The sequence below is a fragment of the Streptomyces sp. NPDC001406 genome (assembly GCF_042895285.1).
Classification (GTDB): domain Bacteria; phylum Actinomycetota; class Actinomycetes; order Streptomycetales; family Streptomycetaceae; genus Streptomyces.
The window spans coordinates 162,114-175,975 of the sequence record NZ_JBIAWG010000005.1; the positions used below are offsets into that span (position 1 = coordinate 162,114).

The window sequence follows — 13,862 nt, forward strand, 5'->3', positions numbered from 1 at the left end:
CATGCCTCCCGTCTTCGCCCACGGCCGCCTGCGCCTCTACCTGCTCAAGCTGCTCGACGAGGCCCCGCGCCACGGCTACGAGGTGATCCGCCTGCTGGAGGAGCGCTTCCAGGGGCTGTACGCACCGTCGGCGGGCACCGTCTACCCCCGCCTGGCCAAGCTGGAGGCCGAGGGCCTGGTCACGCACACCACCGAGGGCGGCCGCAAGGTGTACGCCATCACGGACGCCGGCCGCGCCGAACTGGCCGACCGCAGCGGCGAACTGGCCGACCTGGAACTGGAGATCCGCGAGTCGGTCGCGGAACTCGCCGCCGAGATCCGGGCCGACGTGCGCGGCGCGGCGGGCGACCTGCGCCGTGAGGTGCGCGCGGCCGCCACCGAGGCCCGGCACGGCACCTGGACCGGCACCGGGGAACACGGCCCCTCCGGGGACTACGGCGACCTGGGCGACAAGGAGGCCTGGCGGGCGGCCAAGGAGGAGATGCGCCGCGTCAAGCAGGAGTGGAAGGAGCAGGCCCGGCGCGCCAAGGACGAGAGCCGCCGCGCCCGCGAGGAGGCCCAGCGCGCCCGCCGCCAGGCCCAGGAGGCGCAGAACCGGGCCCGGGCCCAGGCACAGGAGGAGATGCAGCGCATCGCCCGGCGGGTCCAGGACCATGTGCAGGACCACTTCGCGCGGGGCGACTGGCCGACGGGGGTGCGCGAGGGGCTGACCGAACTGGCCAAGGAATTCGGCGAGTTCGGGAAGGACTTCGGGAAGGAGTTCGGCAAGGACCTGGGATTCAAACGGCCCGGAGCAGGGGCCGGGGCCGGTTCCGCCACCGGCAAGTCCGCACCGGAGCCGGAGTACACACAGGTCCCCGAGGACTTCCCGGCCGACTACGAACCGGCCTGGGCCCACGAGGACACTACCGGTGACCCGGTGCGCGACCTGGACCGTCTCCTCGACCGTTTCCGGGACGACATCCGCGACGCCGCCCGCGACCACGGCGTGACGGCCGACCAACTCCGGGACGCCCGCCGCCATCTGTCGACGGCGGCGGCACACATCGGCGCGATACTGCGCGGGCCGAAGGTCTGAGCGCCTGTCCGGCAGCGCGCCCACCGTGAAGGGCGGGCGCGCTGCCGGGGGCGGCGGCCGTCAGCCTGCCTTCGCCTCTCCCCCGCCGTACAGCACACGGGTCAGCGACTCGTGCGTCACCCCGTGCTCGGCGAGTGCCTCGGCGGCCACGCCCGGACACGAGGTCAGGGCGAGGAGGAGGTGCTCGTCGCCGATGTGGCGGTCGCGGTGCCCGAGGGCGACACGCAGGGACCGGGTCAGCAGATCCTTGGCACCCCGGCTGAACGGCCGGCGCCCGAACGATCCCTTCCGCCCGGCCGCCAAGGCCCCCTCCCCATGGGCCTCCTCCACCCGGGACACGATCTCCGAGAGGTCGATCCCCAGCCCCGACAGCGCGTCCGCGTCGGCCCGGGAGAGCCCGCCGCGGCGCCGGGCCTCGGCCAGGGCGCGCGCGACTCCCTCCCGCCGCCCCGCCGACAGCCCGAGCGACGCCAGGGCGAACGAACCCCGGCTGCCCTCCCGTTCGAGAAGGGCGAGCAGGAGATGGGACTCCTCCACCCGCTCGTCACCCAGCCGCTCGGCATGCGCGACCGCACCTTGCACGGCGGCACGGGCATCCTTCGTGAACCGTTCGAACATCACTGCCTCCCGTACTTCTTGTGCACGGCCTGCCTGCTGACGCCGAGTTCGGCGGCGATCTCCTGCCACGACCAGCCCTGGTTGCGGGCGCTGCGCACCTGCACCGCCTCCAGCTGCTCCAGCAGCCTGCGCAGTGCGGCGACGGCACGCAGTCCGACCCGCGGATCGCGGTCTCCGGCCCGCTCGGCGAGTTCCGTTGCTTCGGTCATGATGTCAACCTAAGTTGACGGGACCTCTCATGTCAACCGTGATTGACAAACACCGACGGCCGGCCCGGAAACCGGACCGGCCGTCGTACCGAAGCGGCAGTCGGCGGACTGCGGCGGCGATCAGCCGCTCGGCGATCAGCTGCTCGACGATCAGCCGTTGGTGAGCACGATCTTTCCGAACTGGTCGCCGGACTCCAGCCGCTCGAAGCCCTCGCGGGCGCGGTCGAGCGGGAGGACCTCGTCGATGACGGGACGCACACCGGTGGCGGCGCAGAAGGAGAGCAGGTCCTCCAGCTCGTCCTTGGTGCCCATCGTGGAGCCGACGACCTTCAGTTCCAGGAAGAAGATGCGGGTCAGCTCGGCGTGCGAGGGGCGGTCGCCGCTCGTGGCGCCGGAGATGACGATCGTGCCGCCGGGACGCAGCGACTTCACCGAGTGGGACCAGGTGGCGGCGCCGACGGTCTCGATGACGGCGTCCACCCGCTGGGGCAGCCGCGCCCCCGACTCGACCGCCTCCACGGCGCCGAGTTCCAGGGCGCGCTTGCGTTTGGCCTCGTCACGGCTGGTGGCGAAGACCCGCAGCCCCGCAGCCTTGCCGAGCACGATCGCGGCCGTGGCGACACCACCGCCGGCACCCTGCACGAGGACGGAGTCCCCGGGCCGTACGCCGGCGTTGGTGAAGAGCATCCGGTAGGCCGTCAGCCAGGCCGTGGGCAGGCAGGCGGCCTCCTCGAAGGAGAGTTCCTTGGGCTTGGGCAGGATGTTCCAGGTCGGTACGGCGACCTGCTCGGCGAAGGTGCCCTGGTAGCGCTCGGTCAGGATCGAGCGCGGCTCGTCGGGGCCGACACCGTGGCCGCTCTGGCCGATGACGGAGTGCAGGACGACCTCGTTGCCGTCCTCGTCGACGCCGGCGGCATCGCAGCCGAGGATCATCGGCAGCCGTTCCTCGGGGAGGCCGACGCCGCGGAGGGACCAGAGGTCGTGGTGGTTGAGGGAGGCGGCCCTGACGTTGACGGTGCTCCAGCCGGGACGGGCCTCGGGGGCCGGGCGCTCCCCCAACTCAAGGCCGGAGAGCGGCTGGTCGCGGTCGATTCGGGCGGCGTAGACAGCGAACATGGGCTCGACGATAGGTTCCCGATCAGCCGGACGGAACCACGGCCCGCTGTGACACATGCCCTGTTGCGCAACGGCGCGGGGGCCCGGGGGCGCCGGTCCCCGGGGCGACAACACCCTCGAAATCACCCGGTCGGCCGGGTGGGTGGGCAAAAAAATGGCCCCGCCCGGACGGACGGGGCCATTCCAGGCGTCACCGGCGGGCGACGCCCTCGGCCCGCGCGGCAGCCGCGACCGCCGCGGTCACCGCCGGAGCAACCCGCTCGTCGAACGGCGACGGAATGACATAGTCGGCGGCCAGATCGTCGCCGACGACCGCGGCCAGCGCCTCGGCCGCCGCGATCTTCATCCCCTCGGTGATCCGGGAGGCCCGCACCTGGAGCGCGCCCGCGAAGATCCCGGGGAACGCCAGCACGTTGTTGATCTGGTTCGGGAAGTCCGACCGGCCGGTGGCGACGACCGCCGCGTACTTGTGCGCGACGTCGGGGTGCACCTCGGGGTTCGGGTTGGCCATCGCGAAGACGAAGGCGCCCTTGGCCATGGAGGCCACCGCCGTCTCGGAGACCGTACCGCCGGAGACGCCGATGAAGACGTCGGCGCCCGCCAGCGCGTCCTCCAGCGAACCGCTGATGCCCGCCTTGTTGGTGAACCCGGCGACCTCACGCTTCACGGGCGTCAGGTCCTCCCGGTCGGCCGACACGACGCCCTTGCGGTCGGCCAGCGCCACATCCCCGATGCCGGCCCCCACCAGCATCTTGGCGATGGCGACACCGGCCGCGCCGGCACCCGAGATCACCGCGCGCAGGTCACCGATCGAGCGCCCGCTCAGCCGCGCCGCGTTCCGCAGCGCCGCCAGCGTCACGACCGCCGTACCGTGCTGGTCGTCGTGGAAGACCGGGATGTCCAGCCGCTCCTGGAGCTTGCGCTCGATCTCGAAGCACCGCGGTGCCGAGATGTCCTCCAGGTTCACCCCGCCGAAGGACGGGGCCAGCCGGACGACGGTCTCCACGATCTCGTCGACGCCGGTGCAGTCGAGCGCGATCGGGACGGCGTCCACGCCGCCGAACTGCTTGAAAAGGATCGCCTTCCCCTCCATCACCGGAAGGGAGGCCTGGGGGCCGATGTCCCCGAGCCCGAGGACGGCCGTACCGTCGGTCACGACCGCGACCACGGACGACTTCCACGTGTAGTCGTTGACCAGGTCCGGCTGCTCCGCGATCGCGGTGCACACGCGCGCGACGCCGGGTGTGTACGCGAGGGACAGGTCGTCCTTGTCGCGCAGCGGCACGGTGGCCTGCACAGCCATCTTGCCGCCGCGGTGCAGCGCGAACGCCGGATCGAAGGAATCGAGGGGCTCGGCCCCGCCGTCCTGCTCCGTACTGTTGTCGCTGCGAGGATTGACGATCTCCGCTGCCACTTCGTTTTACCCCTTAAATATTCAAGGTTTGAGGGTTGACCACTCCTGGTGAAGAGTGGGCGGGACCGCATACGCCCCGATTGCCTGATACGTACGGGCCGTACGCGACGGGCGCGCCGCACACGCGCCCTGAGCCCCGGATGAGGGGTGTAAAGAACCTTCTTACCCGACGGACAGGGCCGACGACGAGTCCATTAGGTGCAAGGTCACATCACGGGACTAGAAGGTCACGTCCTGATGACATCGAGGCGACGTCGAGGCGAGATGGAGCGCCCTGTTGCACGTCGGGGAACGTCCGGGCAAGCACCGACCACATGGTGAGATGCACCGAAGGAATTTCGGCCGGTACCGGGGATTTCCGCAGACGGTCCGGCTTGATGTGCCGACCTGACGCGGTTCGGGGGTCACCCGTTATCCGATTTTGACATAGCGAGTCCCCTGAATAGCGCAGTCCGAATGGCAAGATGCCGTAAACCCACGAGGTCGCGACACCCGAAGGTGTGTGTTCTCGTCGACCTAACGGCAATCTCCACCCCTTCCGCCGGAGGAACCAACCATGACCGCAAGCTCCACCCGTCGTACGACCGCCCGCACCCGTACTGCCGCGGTCGGTGCGGTCGCGGTCGCTGGCGCCCTGATCCTCACCGGCTGCGGTGACCAGACGGACAAGGGCAGCGACGGCGGTTCGACCAAGTCCTCCGCCGCGGCGCCGCTCGCCGACAAGCTCCCCGCGGACATCAAGAAGGCGGGCGTCATCAAGGTGGGCTCCGACATCGCCTACCCGCCGGTCGAGTACATGCAGAACGGCAAGGCCGTCGGCATCGACCCCGACATCGCGGACGCCCTCGGCAAGCAGCTGGGCGTGCAGTTCCAGTTCACGAACGGCAAGTTCGACCAGCTCATCGTCGGTCTGCAGGGCGGCCGTTCCAACGTCATCATGTCGGCGATGAACGACACGAAGGACCGCCAGAACGGCATCGACTCCGACAGCGGCAAGAAGGTCGGCAACGGCGTCGACTTCGTCGACTACTTCACCGCCGGCACCTCGATCCTCGTCCAGAAGGGCAACCCGAAGGGCATCAAGTCCCTGGACGACCTGTGCGGCAAGGTCGTGGCCCTGCAGCGCGGCACCACGTCCGAGGGCATCGCCAAGGCGCAGAGCACCAAGTGCACCAAGGACGGCAAGAAGGCCATCACGCTGCAGACCTTCGACACCGACCCCGAGGCGCTGCTCCGTCTGAAGCAGGGCGCGTCCGTCGCCGACCTGAACGACTTCCCCGTCGCGGCCTACAACGCCAAGACCTCCGGCGGCGGCAAGGACTTCGAGGTCGTCGGCGACCAGATCGAGGCCGGTCCGTACGGCATCGCGGTCGGCAAGAAGGACACCCAGCTGCGCGACGCGCTGCAGGCCGCCATGAGCGCCATCATCAAGAACGGCGAGTACCAGAAGATCCTCCAGAAGTGGAACGTCACGCAGGGCGCGGTCACCGAGGCGAAGATCAACGGCGGCTCTTGAGCAGCCCGAGCAAGACTGAAGGGCTGTCTCTGTGACTGACAAGGTCGACAAGATTCCGGCGTCAACGGTGCCGCCGGAGCAGATCAAGGCGATCCCGGTGCGCCACTACGGCCGCTGGGTGGCGGGCGCCGGCGTCGTCGCCGTCCTGGTGCTGATCGGTCTCGCGTTCTCCAACGCGAACATCAACTACAGCATCATCCCGGACTACCTGACGGATGCCACCATCCTGTCCGGCGTCTGGCACACGCTGTACATCTCGGTGCTCGCGATGGTGCTGGGCCTCGTGCTCGGCGTCATCCTCGCGGTGATGCGGATGTCGTCGAACCCGGTGACCAGCACCGTGGCGTGGCTGTACATCTGGTTCTTCCGCGGCACTCCGGTGCTGGTGCAGCTACTGCTCTGGTACAACCTCTCCCTCGTGTTCCCCATCCTCAACCTGGGGTTCTACAAGGACGAGATGAACCAGGTCATGACGCCGTTCCTGGCGGCGCTTCTGGGCCTCGGCCTGAACGAGGCCGCGTACATGTCGGAGATCGTCCGGGCCGGCATCCAGTCGGTCGACCTGGGGCAGACCGAGGCATCCCACGCCCTGGGCATGACCAGCGGCAAGACCCTGCGCCGGGTGGTCCTGCCGCAGGCGATGCGGGTGATCGTGCCGCCCACCGGCAACGAGTTCATCAACATGCTGAAGACCTCGTCGCTGGCCTACGCGGTACAGTTCAATGAACTGATCAAGCGCGCCACGGACATCTCCAGCACCTCGCTGGCGGTCGTCGAGATGTACTTCGTCGCGTCGATCTGGTACCTGATCCTCACCAGCGTCTTCAGCGTCGGCCAGTACTACCTGGAGCGCCGTTACGCCCGCGGCTCGACGCGAAACCTGCCGCCGACCCCGTTCCAGCGCCTGAAGAAGAACCTCCGACTGTTCGGTTCTTTCCGCCGCCCGGAGGTGGCCCGATGACCGGTCTGAGCAAGGACATCGCACAGCCGACCAGCGGTGCGCCGATGGTCAAGGCCGAGGGCGTGCACAAGTCCTTCGGTCTTGCGCACATCCTCAAGGGCATCGACCTGGTGGTGAACCCGCGCGAGGTGTTCTGCCTGATCGGCCCGTCCGGTTCCGGCAAGTCCACCTTCCTGCGGTGCATCAACCACCTGGAGAAGATCAGCGCCGGCCGGCTGTACGTCGACGGTGACCTGGTCGGCTACCGCCAGAAGGGCGACAAGCTCTACGAGCTCAAGGAGAAGGAGGTCGCGGCGCAGCGACGGGACATCGGCATGGTGTTCCAGCGCTTCAACCTCTTCCCGCACATGACGGCTCTGGAGAACGTCATGGAGGCTCCGGTCCAGGTCAAGGGCGAGACCAAGGCGATCGCCCGGGAACGGGCCGAGCGGCTGCTGGACCGGGTGGGCCTCGGCGACCGCAAGGGCCACTACCCGGCGCAGCTCTCGGGTGGTCAGCAGCAGCGTGTCGCCATCGCCCGCGCGCTGGCGATGCAGCCGAAGCTGATGCTCTTCGACGAGCCGACCTCGGCCCTCGACCCGGAGCTGGTCGGCGAGGTCCTCGATGTGATGCGGGACCTGGCCGAGGACGGTATGACGATGATCGTCGTCACGCACGAGATGGGCTTCGCGCGTGAGGTGGGCGACTCGCTGGTGTTCATGGACGACGGTCTGGTGGTCGAGTCCGGCCACCCGCGCGACGTCCTGACGAACCCGCAGCACGACCGGACGAAGTCGTTCCTGTCCAAGGTCCTCTGACACTCCGCTGCGAGAAGGGCGGTACGGGATTTCCCGTACCGCCCTTCGCCGTACGACCTGTCGCCGTACCGCCCTTCGCCGTGCCGTCGAGCCCGCCTGTCGCCTACTTGAGCGCGAGAAGCAGCGTGTCCGAGGGCGAGCACCACACCGGCCGGGCCTCGGCGAAGCCCTTCTCGCGCAGCACGCGCGCGTGCCAGGCGGCCGAGGGCATGTCACCGTCGGCGTGCTCGCCGTAGATCTCGTAGCGCCGGGCGGTCGGACCGGCGAGGACCGGGTCCTTGGCGGCGAGCTGCCACCATTCGGCCCAGTCGAGGGCGCCGTCCCGCTTGGCCTGATCCATACGGGCGTGACGCCCCGCGCGCTCGGCAGCGTTGATCCGTGGCGTGGACTCGTCGATCATGTGGTCCGCGTTCATGAAGACACCGCCGTCGCGGACCAGTTCCGCGACCTGACCGTAGAGAGCCGCGAGGGGTTCGCTGTGCAGCCAGTGCAGGGCCGTGGCGGTCAGGACGGCGTCGTACGAGTCGTACGGCAGCTTCGCGGGCCAGTCCGGGTCCTTGAGGTCGGCGGTCACGAAGCCGACCCGCCCATCCCCGGCGAAGGTGCCCTCGGCGATGGCGAGGAGGGCCGGGTCGAGGTCGACGCCGGTGCTGGTGGCCTGCGGGAACCTGTGCAGCAGCCGCGCGGTGATGGTGCCCGTGCCGCAGGCCAGGTCCAGCACACGGGGCGCGGTCCCGACGAGGGCCTCGACCATGTCGAGCATGATCCGGAAGCGTTCCTCGCGGTCCGGCATGTACCACTCCTGCTGCCGGTCCCAGCTCTCCTGCCAGGCCGGCCAGTCCGCGCCGACCGTCACCATGTGTGCGTCCGCGTTCGTCATCGAACTCCTCCACCCCATCGATCGCGTAATACCCTGTAAGTGCGACCGTCTATTACCCGACCGCACCCCACGACCATAGAGCGCCCCCGTAAGGACTACAAGTGGAACTGGCCTATTACTCGGATTACGCCGTCCGTCTCGTCAACAGCGAGGAACCGGCCCGGGGCAAGGACACCCTGACCTCGGTCGAGGCCGTCCGCGATCTGTTCGGCGGCAACCAGTCCGCGGCCCGTCGCGCCACCGACGCGGACGTCACGCGCTTCCGCTCGGTACGGGCCCGGCTGCGCGCGGTCTTCGAGGCCGCCGACAAGGGCGACGAGACGCTCGCGGTGGACCTGCTGAACTCGCTCCTGCTGGAGTTCCCGGTGAGCCCGCAGATCTCCGGGCACGACTTCCGGGACGACGACGGCCGTCCGCTGTGGCACATGCACCTCGCCGACCACCCGTCGAACGCGACCGCGGGGTACGCGGCGATCGCGGCGATGGGCCTCGCGTTCCATCTGACCGAGTACGGCGTGGACCGCCTGGGCCTGTGCCAGGCGCCCCCCTGCCGCAACGCCTATCTGGACACGTCGACGAACCGCTCCCGGCGCTACTGCTCCGACCGCTGCGCGACCCGCGCCAACGTGGCCGCCTACCGGGCCCGCAAGCGCCTGGAGGCCGACCGCCCGGACAGGACGGGCCTGGCGGCCGAGAGCGCCCAGCGCACCAGCGCGAGCGGCGAGCGCTGATCGCGGCGGAGCGGCCGGTAGCGCAGCCGGACCCGGCCGAGGATCAGGTCCTCCGGCACGGTCCCGTAGTCGGTGCTGTCCCCTCCGGCGTACGGATTGTCCCCGAGGACCCACCAGCCGCCCTCGCGCCGCTCGGCGGCCCGCTTGACGACGAGCAGGTCCTGCTGGAACGGGTGGCGCAGGACCACGACGTCACCGGGCCTGATCCGGGCCCCGTACTGCACCACGAGCTGGTCCCCGTGGTGGAGCGTGGGCACCATGGACGGCCCGGTCACCTCGGCCAGCCCGAAGGGCGTGACCGCCCTCCCCCGCTCGGTCTCCTGCGACAGCTCCGGCATCCCCGGCACCTCCCCGGTCCGTTCCTCCACCAGTCTCAGTCTGACCCCGGACTTTTGTCCTAAGCCCAAGGGGGCACTCGCGAAAACCCGTCCCTCAGGGAGTAATGTCCCACCTGAGAAGACGATCACGAGGAAGGAATGCTCCATGCTTTCCCGCCTGTTTGCCCCCAAGGTCAAGGTCAGCGCGCACTGCGACCTGCCCTGCGGTGTGTACGACCCGGCCCAGGCCCGCATCGAGGCGGAGTCGGTGAAGGCCGTCCAGGAGAAGATGGCCGCCAACGACGACCCGCACTTCCAGGCGCGCGCCACGGTCATCAAGGAGCAGCGTGCCGAGCTCGCGAAGCACCACGTCTCGGTGCTCTGGAGCGACTACTTCAAGCCCCCGCACTTCGAGAAGTACCCGGAGCTGCACCAGCTGGTCAACGACACCCTGAAGGCCCTCTCGGCCGCCAAGGCGTCCACCGACCCGGCGACCGGTCAGAAGGCCCTGGACTACATCGCCCAGATCGACAAGATCTTCTGGGAGACCAAGAAGGCCTGATCCCGTATCAGGCTCCCGGTCCTTCCGGAGCAGTTGTGAGGGGGCCCTGCCGAAGACCCGGCCGGGCCCCTTCGCCGTCCGCCGGCGGGTGTCGGGGTCGTCGAAAGCCGGGGGACCCGCCCGCGCGCTCCTGTGCGAAGCTGAAGGGGTGAGCATCGAGGACCTGGTGCGGCTGCGGCGGGCCCGCGACCGTATGGACCGCGAGTACGCCGAGCCGCTCGACATCGCCGAGCTCGCGCGCACCGCGCTGATGTCCCAGGGGCACTTCCAGCGCAGCTTCCGCGAGGCGTACGGCGAGACTCCGTACAGCTATCTGATGACCCGTCGTATCGAGCGGGCCAAGACCCTGCTGCGCCGCGGCGACCTCAGTGTCACGGAGGTCTGCCTCGCCGTCGGCTGTACCTCGCTCGGCTCCTTCAGCTCCCGGTTCACGGAGCTGGTCGGCGAGACCCCGAGCGCCTACCGGGCCCGGTCGCACGAGGAGAGCGCGGTGATCCCGTCCTGTGTCGCCCGCACCTTCACCCGTCCGCGGCGCCGCCCCTACTGACCCGGCCTCTCCCGCCCCACGGGCCCTACACTGAGATCTCTCAACAGCGTTGCCCGTCAAGGTCTTTGATGAGAGCCGGGGGAGCCGTGGCGACTGCACGCATATCCGTCCTGAGCCGGGACCCGATCGCGGACGCCGAGTCCCTCACGGACTGGCTCAGGGGCGAGCCGGCACTCGCCGGGAAGGTCCGCCTCGACGGCGCCGGACCCGAGCCCGGACAGCTGGGCACCGCGCTCGACACGGTGACCGTGCTCCTCGGCGCGGGCGGCCCGCTCACCGTGCTCGCCTCCTGCCTGCGCGCCTGGATCACCCAGCCGCGCCGCAGCGACGTACGCCTGGAGGTACGGCGCGCGGACGGCTCCGGCGTCGAGATCGACGCCAAGCGGGTGCGCGGCGAGGACCTGGAAGGCCTGCTGCGGCGGATCCTCGACGACGGGCCGGACCAGGACGTACGGGAGTGACGTGCGCCTTCCCGACCCCCACCGCTCGCGGGTCGTACTGATCGGCGCGAGCCGGTACTCCGACCCGGGCCTGCCCGACCTCCCGTCCGTCCACCGCACCATCACCGACCTGGCCGCACTCCTCACCGACCCGTACTACGGGCTGGTCCCGGACAGCCACTGCACGGTGCTGCTCGACGACGGCGACCTGCGCACCGTCGGCGGACGGCTGCGGGCGGCCGTGGCCGAGGCGGAGGACCTGCTCCTCGTCCACTACGCCGGGCACGGCCTGGTCGGCGGCCGGCGCCACGCTCTCCATCTGGCGCTGCCCGACAGCGAGTGGGCCGCGCCCGAGTTCAACTCCCTGGAGTACGAGAAGCTGCGCGACGCCGTGCTCGACAGTCCGGCCGGGACCAAGCTGGTCGTCCTGGACTGCTGCTTCTCCGGCCGTGCCCTGGGCGACTCCCTGGCAGGGGGCGGCGACGCCGAGCGGCTCGGGCAGCTCGCGGTGGCGGGCACCTACGTGCTGACCTCGGCGCAGCGCGACCAGGTCGCCCTGGCGCTGCCGGAGGAGGAGCACACCGCGTTCTCCGGGAGGCTCATGCGGCTGCTGCGCGAGGGGGTGGTCGGCGGGCCCGAACTGCTCACGATCGACGACCTCTACCGCCGGCTCCGGGCGATCATGGAGGCCGAGGGCCTGCCCACCCCGCTCAACCGCGCCGCGGGAACCGCGCACGAGATCGCCCTCACCATCAACCGCGCCTTCGCCGCGACCGCCGGACCCGAACTGCGCCGACAGCAGATCGCCGCGGTCGAGCAGGGCAAGGCCGGGGACTGGAAGGGCGCGGCGGAGCAGCTCCAGAAGATCCTCGACGAACAGACCCGGATCCTCGGCCCCGAGCACGCCGACACCCTGCGCACCCGCCAGTCCTACGCCCACAGCCTGGGCGGCGCGGGCACCCCGGTGCAGGCCGCGGGGCTGCTCCGGCAGCTCCTGGCCGAGCAGTTGCGGCTGCTCGGCCCGGACCACGAGGACACGCTCCGCACCCGGCAGTTCCTCGCCGTGAACCTGGGCGAGGCGGGGCACCGGGAGGAGGCCGTCGGCATGCTGCGGGTCCTGCTCGCCGACCGGTGCCGGGTCCTGGGCGCGGAACATCCGCACACCCTGCGCACGCGGCACATCCTGGCCCGCAATCTCGCCCTGACGGGCGGGCGGGACGAGGCGCTGGCACTGCTGCGGCAGCTGGTGGTGGAGCGGGAGCGGGTGCTGGGGGCGGAGCATCCGCACACGCGGAGGGCCCGGGAGGATCTGGCGGGGGTGGAGGGGGCCGGGGATGGCTGACGACCGGTTCGGGGAGCGGGCGCGGCAGGTGGTGCAGCGCGCCGAGGCGTACGCCCGTCGGCTCCGTCACCACTCCGTCGCGCCGGGGCACCTCCTGTTGGCCCTGCTCGACGACACGCCTGACGGCACCGCCGCGGAGATCGAGAGCCTCACCGGCGCCCCGGCCGCGCGGATAGGTGACTCGATGCGGAAGGCCCTAGGTGCGGGGGCCACGGAGCAAGGGGGGTTCATGCCCCTCGCCGCGGAGACCAGGTCCGTGCTCGACCTCGCACCCCGTGAGGCCGCCCGCCTCGGAGCCACGACCGTCGAGCCGGCACACGTCCTGCGCGCGCTGCTCGCCCAGGGCAACGGCACCGTGGTGGGCGTCCTCCAGCGGAACGGTGCGGACCTGAATCGCTCGCGGCAGCTGACCGACCGCCCTGCCCCAGCCCCACAGCTCCGCGGCCCCCTCTCATCCGTCACCCGCGACCTGGGCGCCGTGACAGCCCCCGTCGTCGGCCGCACGCACGAGGTCGACCGCGTCATCCAGACCCTCACCCGCCACCGACGCAACGTGCCCCTCCTGATCGGCGAACCCGGTGTCGGCAAGGAGGCCGTGGCCCGGGGAGTCGCCCTCGCGATCGCCGAGGGACGCGTACCGCCGGCCCTGCGGGGCCGTACCGTGCGGGCCCTCGACCTCGCCGCGGTTCTCGCCGATCCGCGGCACCGGGCCCGGGGCAGTGCCCTGGTCACGGAGCTGCTGAGCGAGGCCGGGGACAATGCGCCCCTCGTGCTCCACCTCAGCGGCGCTCTCACCCCCCTGCACCTGTCCGAGGGCACGACCACGCCGCTCGGCCTCTTCCGTTCCGTGCTCGAAGCACCGGAGGTGTTCGTGCTCGGCGACTGCGGCCGCGCGGAGTACGAGCACCGGGACCAGGACCCCGGTCTCGACCGCCTCGTCCAACCGATCTTCGTCGAGGAGCCACCCGCGGAGGACGTACGGGAGATCCTGCGCGCCGTCCAGGGGCGCCTGGAGAGCCACCACAACGCGGTCCTCACCGAGGAGGCCCTGGCGGCCGCCGCACTGGCCCGCGACCACGTCCCCGACCAGGCGCTCCCCGGAGCGGCCATCGGCCTGCTGGACGAAGCCGGAGCCCTGGCCCGGATCCGCGCCGCACGCTCGGACGTGTCCCCGGGCCGGCCCCTGGAAGTCACCGACGCCGACGTCTCCCAGGCCCTCGCCGCCTGCTCCGGCATCCGGACCCCGCCCCGCCGGCTCACCACCCCCGCCCGGCACGACCCTTCCGTCTGGTCCATGAGTTGAACGGGCGCGGCCCGGGCAACCGCCCTAGCGT

At 70.6% G+C, this 13,862-nt stretch carries 16 protein-coding genes; 10 read left to right on the plus strand and 6 right to left on the minus strand.

All coding sequences use genetic code 11. The features are described from left to right. Position 1 precedes the first annotated feature (1 nt). Entirely contained in the window at positions 2 to 1,078 is a 1,077-nt protein-coding gene (locus tag ACFY1J_RS13730) for a helix-turn-helix transcriptional regulator (protein ID WP_390731257.1), read from the plus strand. Between the two features lie 60 nt (positions 1,079 to 1,138). On the opposite strand, the gene ACFY1J_RS13735 is transcribed toward ACFY1J_RS13730, so the two are convergent. The 4 genes from ACFY1J_RS13735 to ACFY1J_RS13750 form a co-directional block, all read right to left on the minus strand. Then, positions 1,139 to 1,696, minus strand: a complete 558-nt coding sequence (locus ACFY1J_RS13735; RefSeq protein ID WP_390708860.1) for a Clp protease N-terminal domain-containing protein — start codon at positions 1,694 to 1,696, stop codon at positions 1,139 to 1,141. Further along, entirely contained in the window at positions 1,696 to 1,905 is a 210-nt protein-coding gene (locus ACFY1J_RS13740; RefSeq protein ID WP_390708859.1) for a helix-turn-helix domain-containing protein, read from the minus strand. Before ACFY1J_RS13740 ends, ACFY1J_RS13735 begins: the two co-directional genes overlap by 1 nt. 150 nt (positions 1,906 to 2,055) lie before the next feature. Further along, positions 2,056 to 3,021, minus strand: a complete 966-nt coding sequence (locus ACFY1J_RS13745; RefSeq protein ID WP_390708858.1) for a zinc-binding dehydrogenase — start codon at positions 3,019 to 3,021, stop codon at positions 2,056 to 2,058. A gap of 190 nt (positions 3,022 to 3,211) precedes the next feature. Continuing rightward, positions 3,212 to 4,435, minus strand: a complete 1,224-nt coding sequence (locus ACFY1J_RS13750; RefSeq protein WP_390708857.1) for an NADP-dependent malic enzyme — start codon at positions 4,433 to 4,435, stop codon at positions 3,212 to 3,214. A 556-nt stretch (positions 4,436 to 4,991) separates the two neighbouring features. Here ACFY1J_RS13750 and ACFY1J_RS13755 point away from each other — a divergent pair. Genes ACFY1J_RS13755 through ACFY1J_RS13765 form a run of 3 tightly spaced genes read left to right on the plus strand, consistent with a single transcriptional unit; the run spans position 4,992 to position 7,709 of the window. Further along, entirely contained in the window at positions 4,992 to 5,951 is a 960-nt protein-coding gene (locus tag ACFY1J_RS13755) for an ABC transporter substrate-binding protein (protein WP_390708856.1), read from the plus strand. 31 nt (positions 5,952 to 5,982) lie between these two features. After that, on the plus strand, positions 5,983 to 6,912 hold the full coding sequence (locus ACFY1J_RS13760) for an amino acid ABC transporter permease (RefSeq protein WP_363294167.1): 930 nt from the start codon (positions 5,983 to 5,985) through the stop codon (positions 6,910 to 6,912). Beyond that, a complete protein-coding gene (locus ACFY1J_RS13765; RefSeq protein WP_390708855.1) occupies positions 6,909 to 7,709 on the plus strand; it encodes an amino acid ABC transporter ATP-binding protein in 801 nt (266 codons plus the stop codon). Before ACFY1J_RS13760 ends, ACFY1J_RS13765 begins: the two co-directional genes overlap by 4 nt. Positions 7,710 to 7,812: 103 nt before the next feature. On the opposite strand, the gene ACFY1J_RS13770 is transcribed toward ACFY1J_RS13765, so the two are convergent. Further along, positions 7,813 to 8,589 carry a class I SAM-dependent methyltransferase gene (locus ACFY1J_RS13770; protein ID WP_390708854.1) on the minus strand — a complete coding sequence of 259 codons (777 nt, stop codon included), beginning with the start codon at positions 8,587 to 8,589 and terminating at the stop codon, positions 7,813 to 7,815. Between the two features lie 101 nt (positions 8,590 to 8,690). Here ACFY1J_RS13770 and ACFY1J_RS13775 point away from each other — a divergent pair, with 101 nt between their 5' ends. Continuing rightward, positions 8,691 to 9,320, plus strand: a complete 630-nt coding sequence (locus ACFY1J_RS13775) for a CGNR zinc finger domain-containing protein (protein WP_363294164.1) — start codon at positions 8,691 to 8,693, stop codon at positions 9,318 to 9,320. Here the strand turns inward: ACFY1J_RS13775 and sodX are convergent. Next, a complete protein-coding gene (sodX, locus tag ACFY1J_RS13780) occupies positions 9,224 to 9,658 on the minus strand; it encodes a nickel-type superoxide dismutase maturation protease (RefSeq protein WP_390708988.1) in 435 nt (144 codons plus the stop codon). The two genes, ACFY1J_RS13775 and sodX, sit on opposite strands and share 97 nt — an antisense overlap. Before the next feature lie 145 nt (positions 9,659 to 9,803). Between sodX and sodN the strand changes: the two genes are divergently transcribed. The 5 genes from sodN (at position 9,804) to ACFY1J_RS13805 (ending at position 13,831) form a co-directional block, all read left to right on the plus strand. Then, positions 9,804 to 10,199, plus strand: coding sequence for a superoxide dismutase, Ni (gene sodN, locus ACFY1J_RS13785; protein ID WP_020136639.1), 396 nt, complete (start codon positions 9,804 to 9,806; stop codon positions 10,197 to 10,199). 148 nt (positions 10,200 to 10,347) lie between these two features. Further along, a complete protein-coding gene (locus tag ACFY1J_RS13790) occupies positions 10,348 to 10,746 on the plus strand; it encodes a helix-turn-helix domain-containing protein (protein WP_390708853.1) in 399 nt (132 codons plus the stop codon). An 86-nt stretch (positions 10,747 to 10,832) separates the two neighbouring features. Continuing rightward, positions 10,833 to 11,207, plus strand: a complete 375-nt coding sequence (locus ACFY1J_RS13795; RefSeq protein WP_390731258.1) for a hypothetical protein — start codon at positions 10,833 to 10,835, stop codon at positions 11,205 to 11,207. Position 11,208: 1 nt separating this feature from the next. After that, a complete protein-coding gene (locus ACFY1J_RS13800; RefSeq protein ID WP_390731259.1) occupies positions 11,209 to 12,528 on the plus strand; it encodes a tetratricopeptide repeat protein in 1,320 nt (439 codons plus the stop codon). Beyond that, on the plus strand, positions 12,521 to 13,831 hold the full coding sequence (locus ACFY1J_RS13805) for a Clp protease N-terminal domain-containing protein (protein ID WP_390731260.1): 1,311 nt from the start codon (positions 12,521 to 12,523) through the stop codon (positions 13,829 to 13,831). The genes ACFY1J_RS13800 and ACFY1J_RS13805 overlap by 8 nt, the downstream gene beginning before the upstream one ends. Positions 13,832 to 13,862 lie beyond the last annotated feature (31 nt).

Coding starts and splice junctions, on each gene's coding strand:
- sodN (WP_020136639.1), top strand. CDS start 9,804: ATGCTTTCCCGCCTGTTTGCCCCCAAGGTCAAGGTCAGCGCGCACTGC.
- ACFY1J_RS13730 (WP_390731257.1), top strand. CDS start 2: ATGCCTCCCGTCTTCGCCCACGGCCGCCTGCGCCTCTACCTGCTCAAG.
- ACFY1J_RS13765 (WP_390708855.1), top strand. CDS start 6,909: ATGACCGGTCTGAGCAAGGACATCGCACAGCCGACCAGCGGTGCGCCG.
- ACFY1J_RS13735 (WP_390708860.1), bottom strand. CDS start 1,696: ATGTTCGAACGGTTCACGAAGGATGCCCGTGCCGCCGTGCAAGGTGCG.
- ACFY1J_RS13755 (WP_390708856.1), top strand. CDS start 4,992: ATGACCGCAAGCTCCACCCGTCGTACGACCGCCCGCACCCGTACTGCC.
- sodX (WP_390708988.1), bottom strand. CDS start 9,658: ATGCCGGAGCTGTCGCAGGAGACCGAGCGGGGGAGGGCGGTCACGCCC.
- ACFY1J_RS13745 (WP_390708858.1), bottom strand. CDS start 3,021: ATGTTCGCTGTCTACGCCGCCCGAATCGACCGCGACCAGCCGCTCTCC.
- ACFY1J_RS13740 (WP_390708859.1), bottom strand. CDS start 1,905: ATGACCGAAGCAACGGAACTCGCCGAGCGGGCCGGAGACCGCGATCCG.
- ACFY1J_RS13805 (WP_390731260.1), top strand. CDS start 12,521: ATGGCTGACGACCGGTTCGGGGAGCGGGCGCGGCAGGTGGTGCAGCGC.
- ACFY1J_RS13770 (WP_390708854.1), bottom strand. CDS start 8,589: ATGACGAACGCGGACGCACACATGGTGACGGTCGGCGCGGACTGGCCG.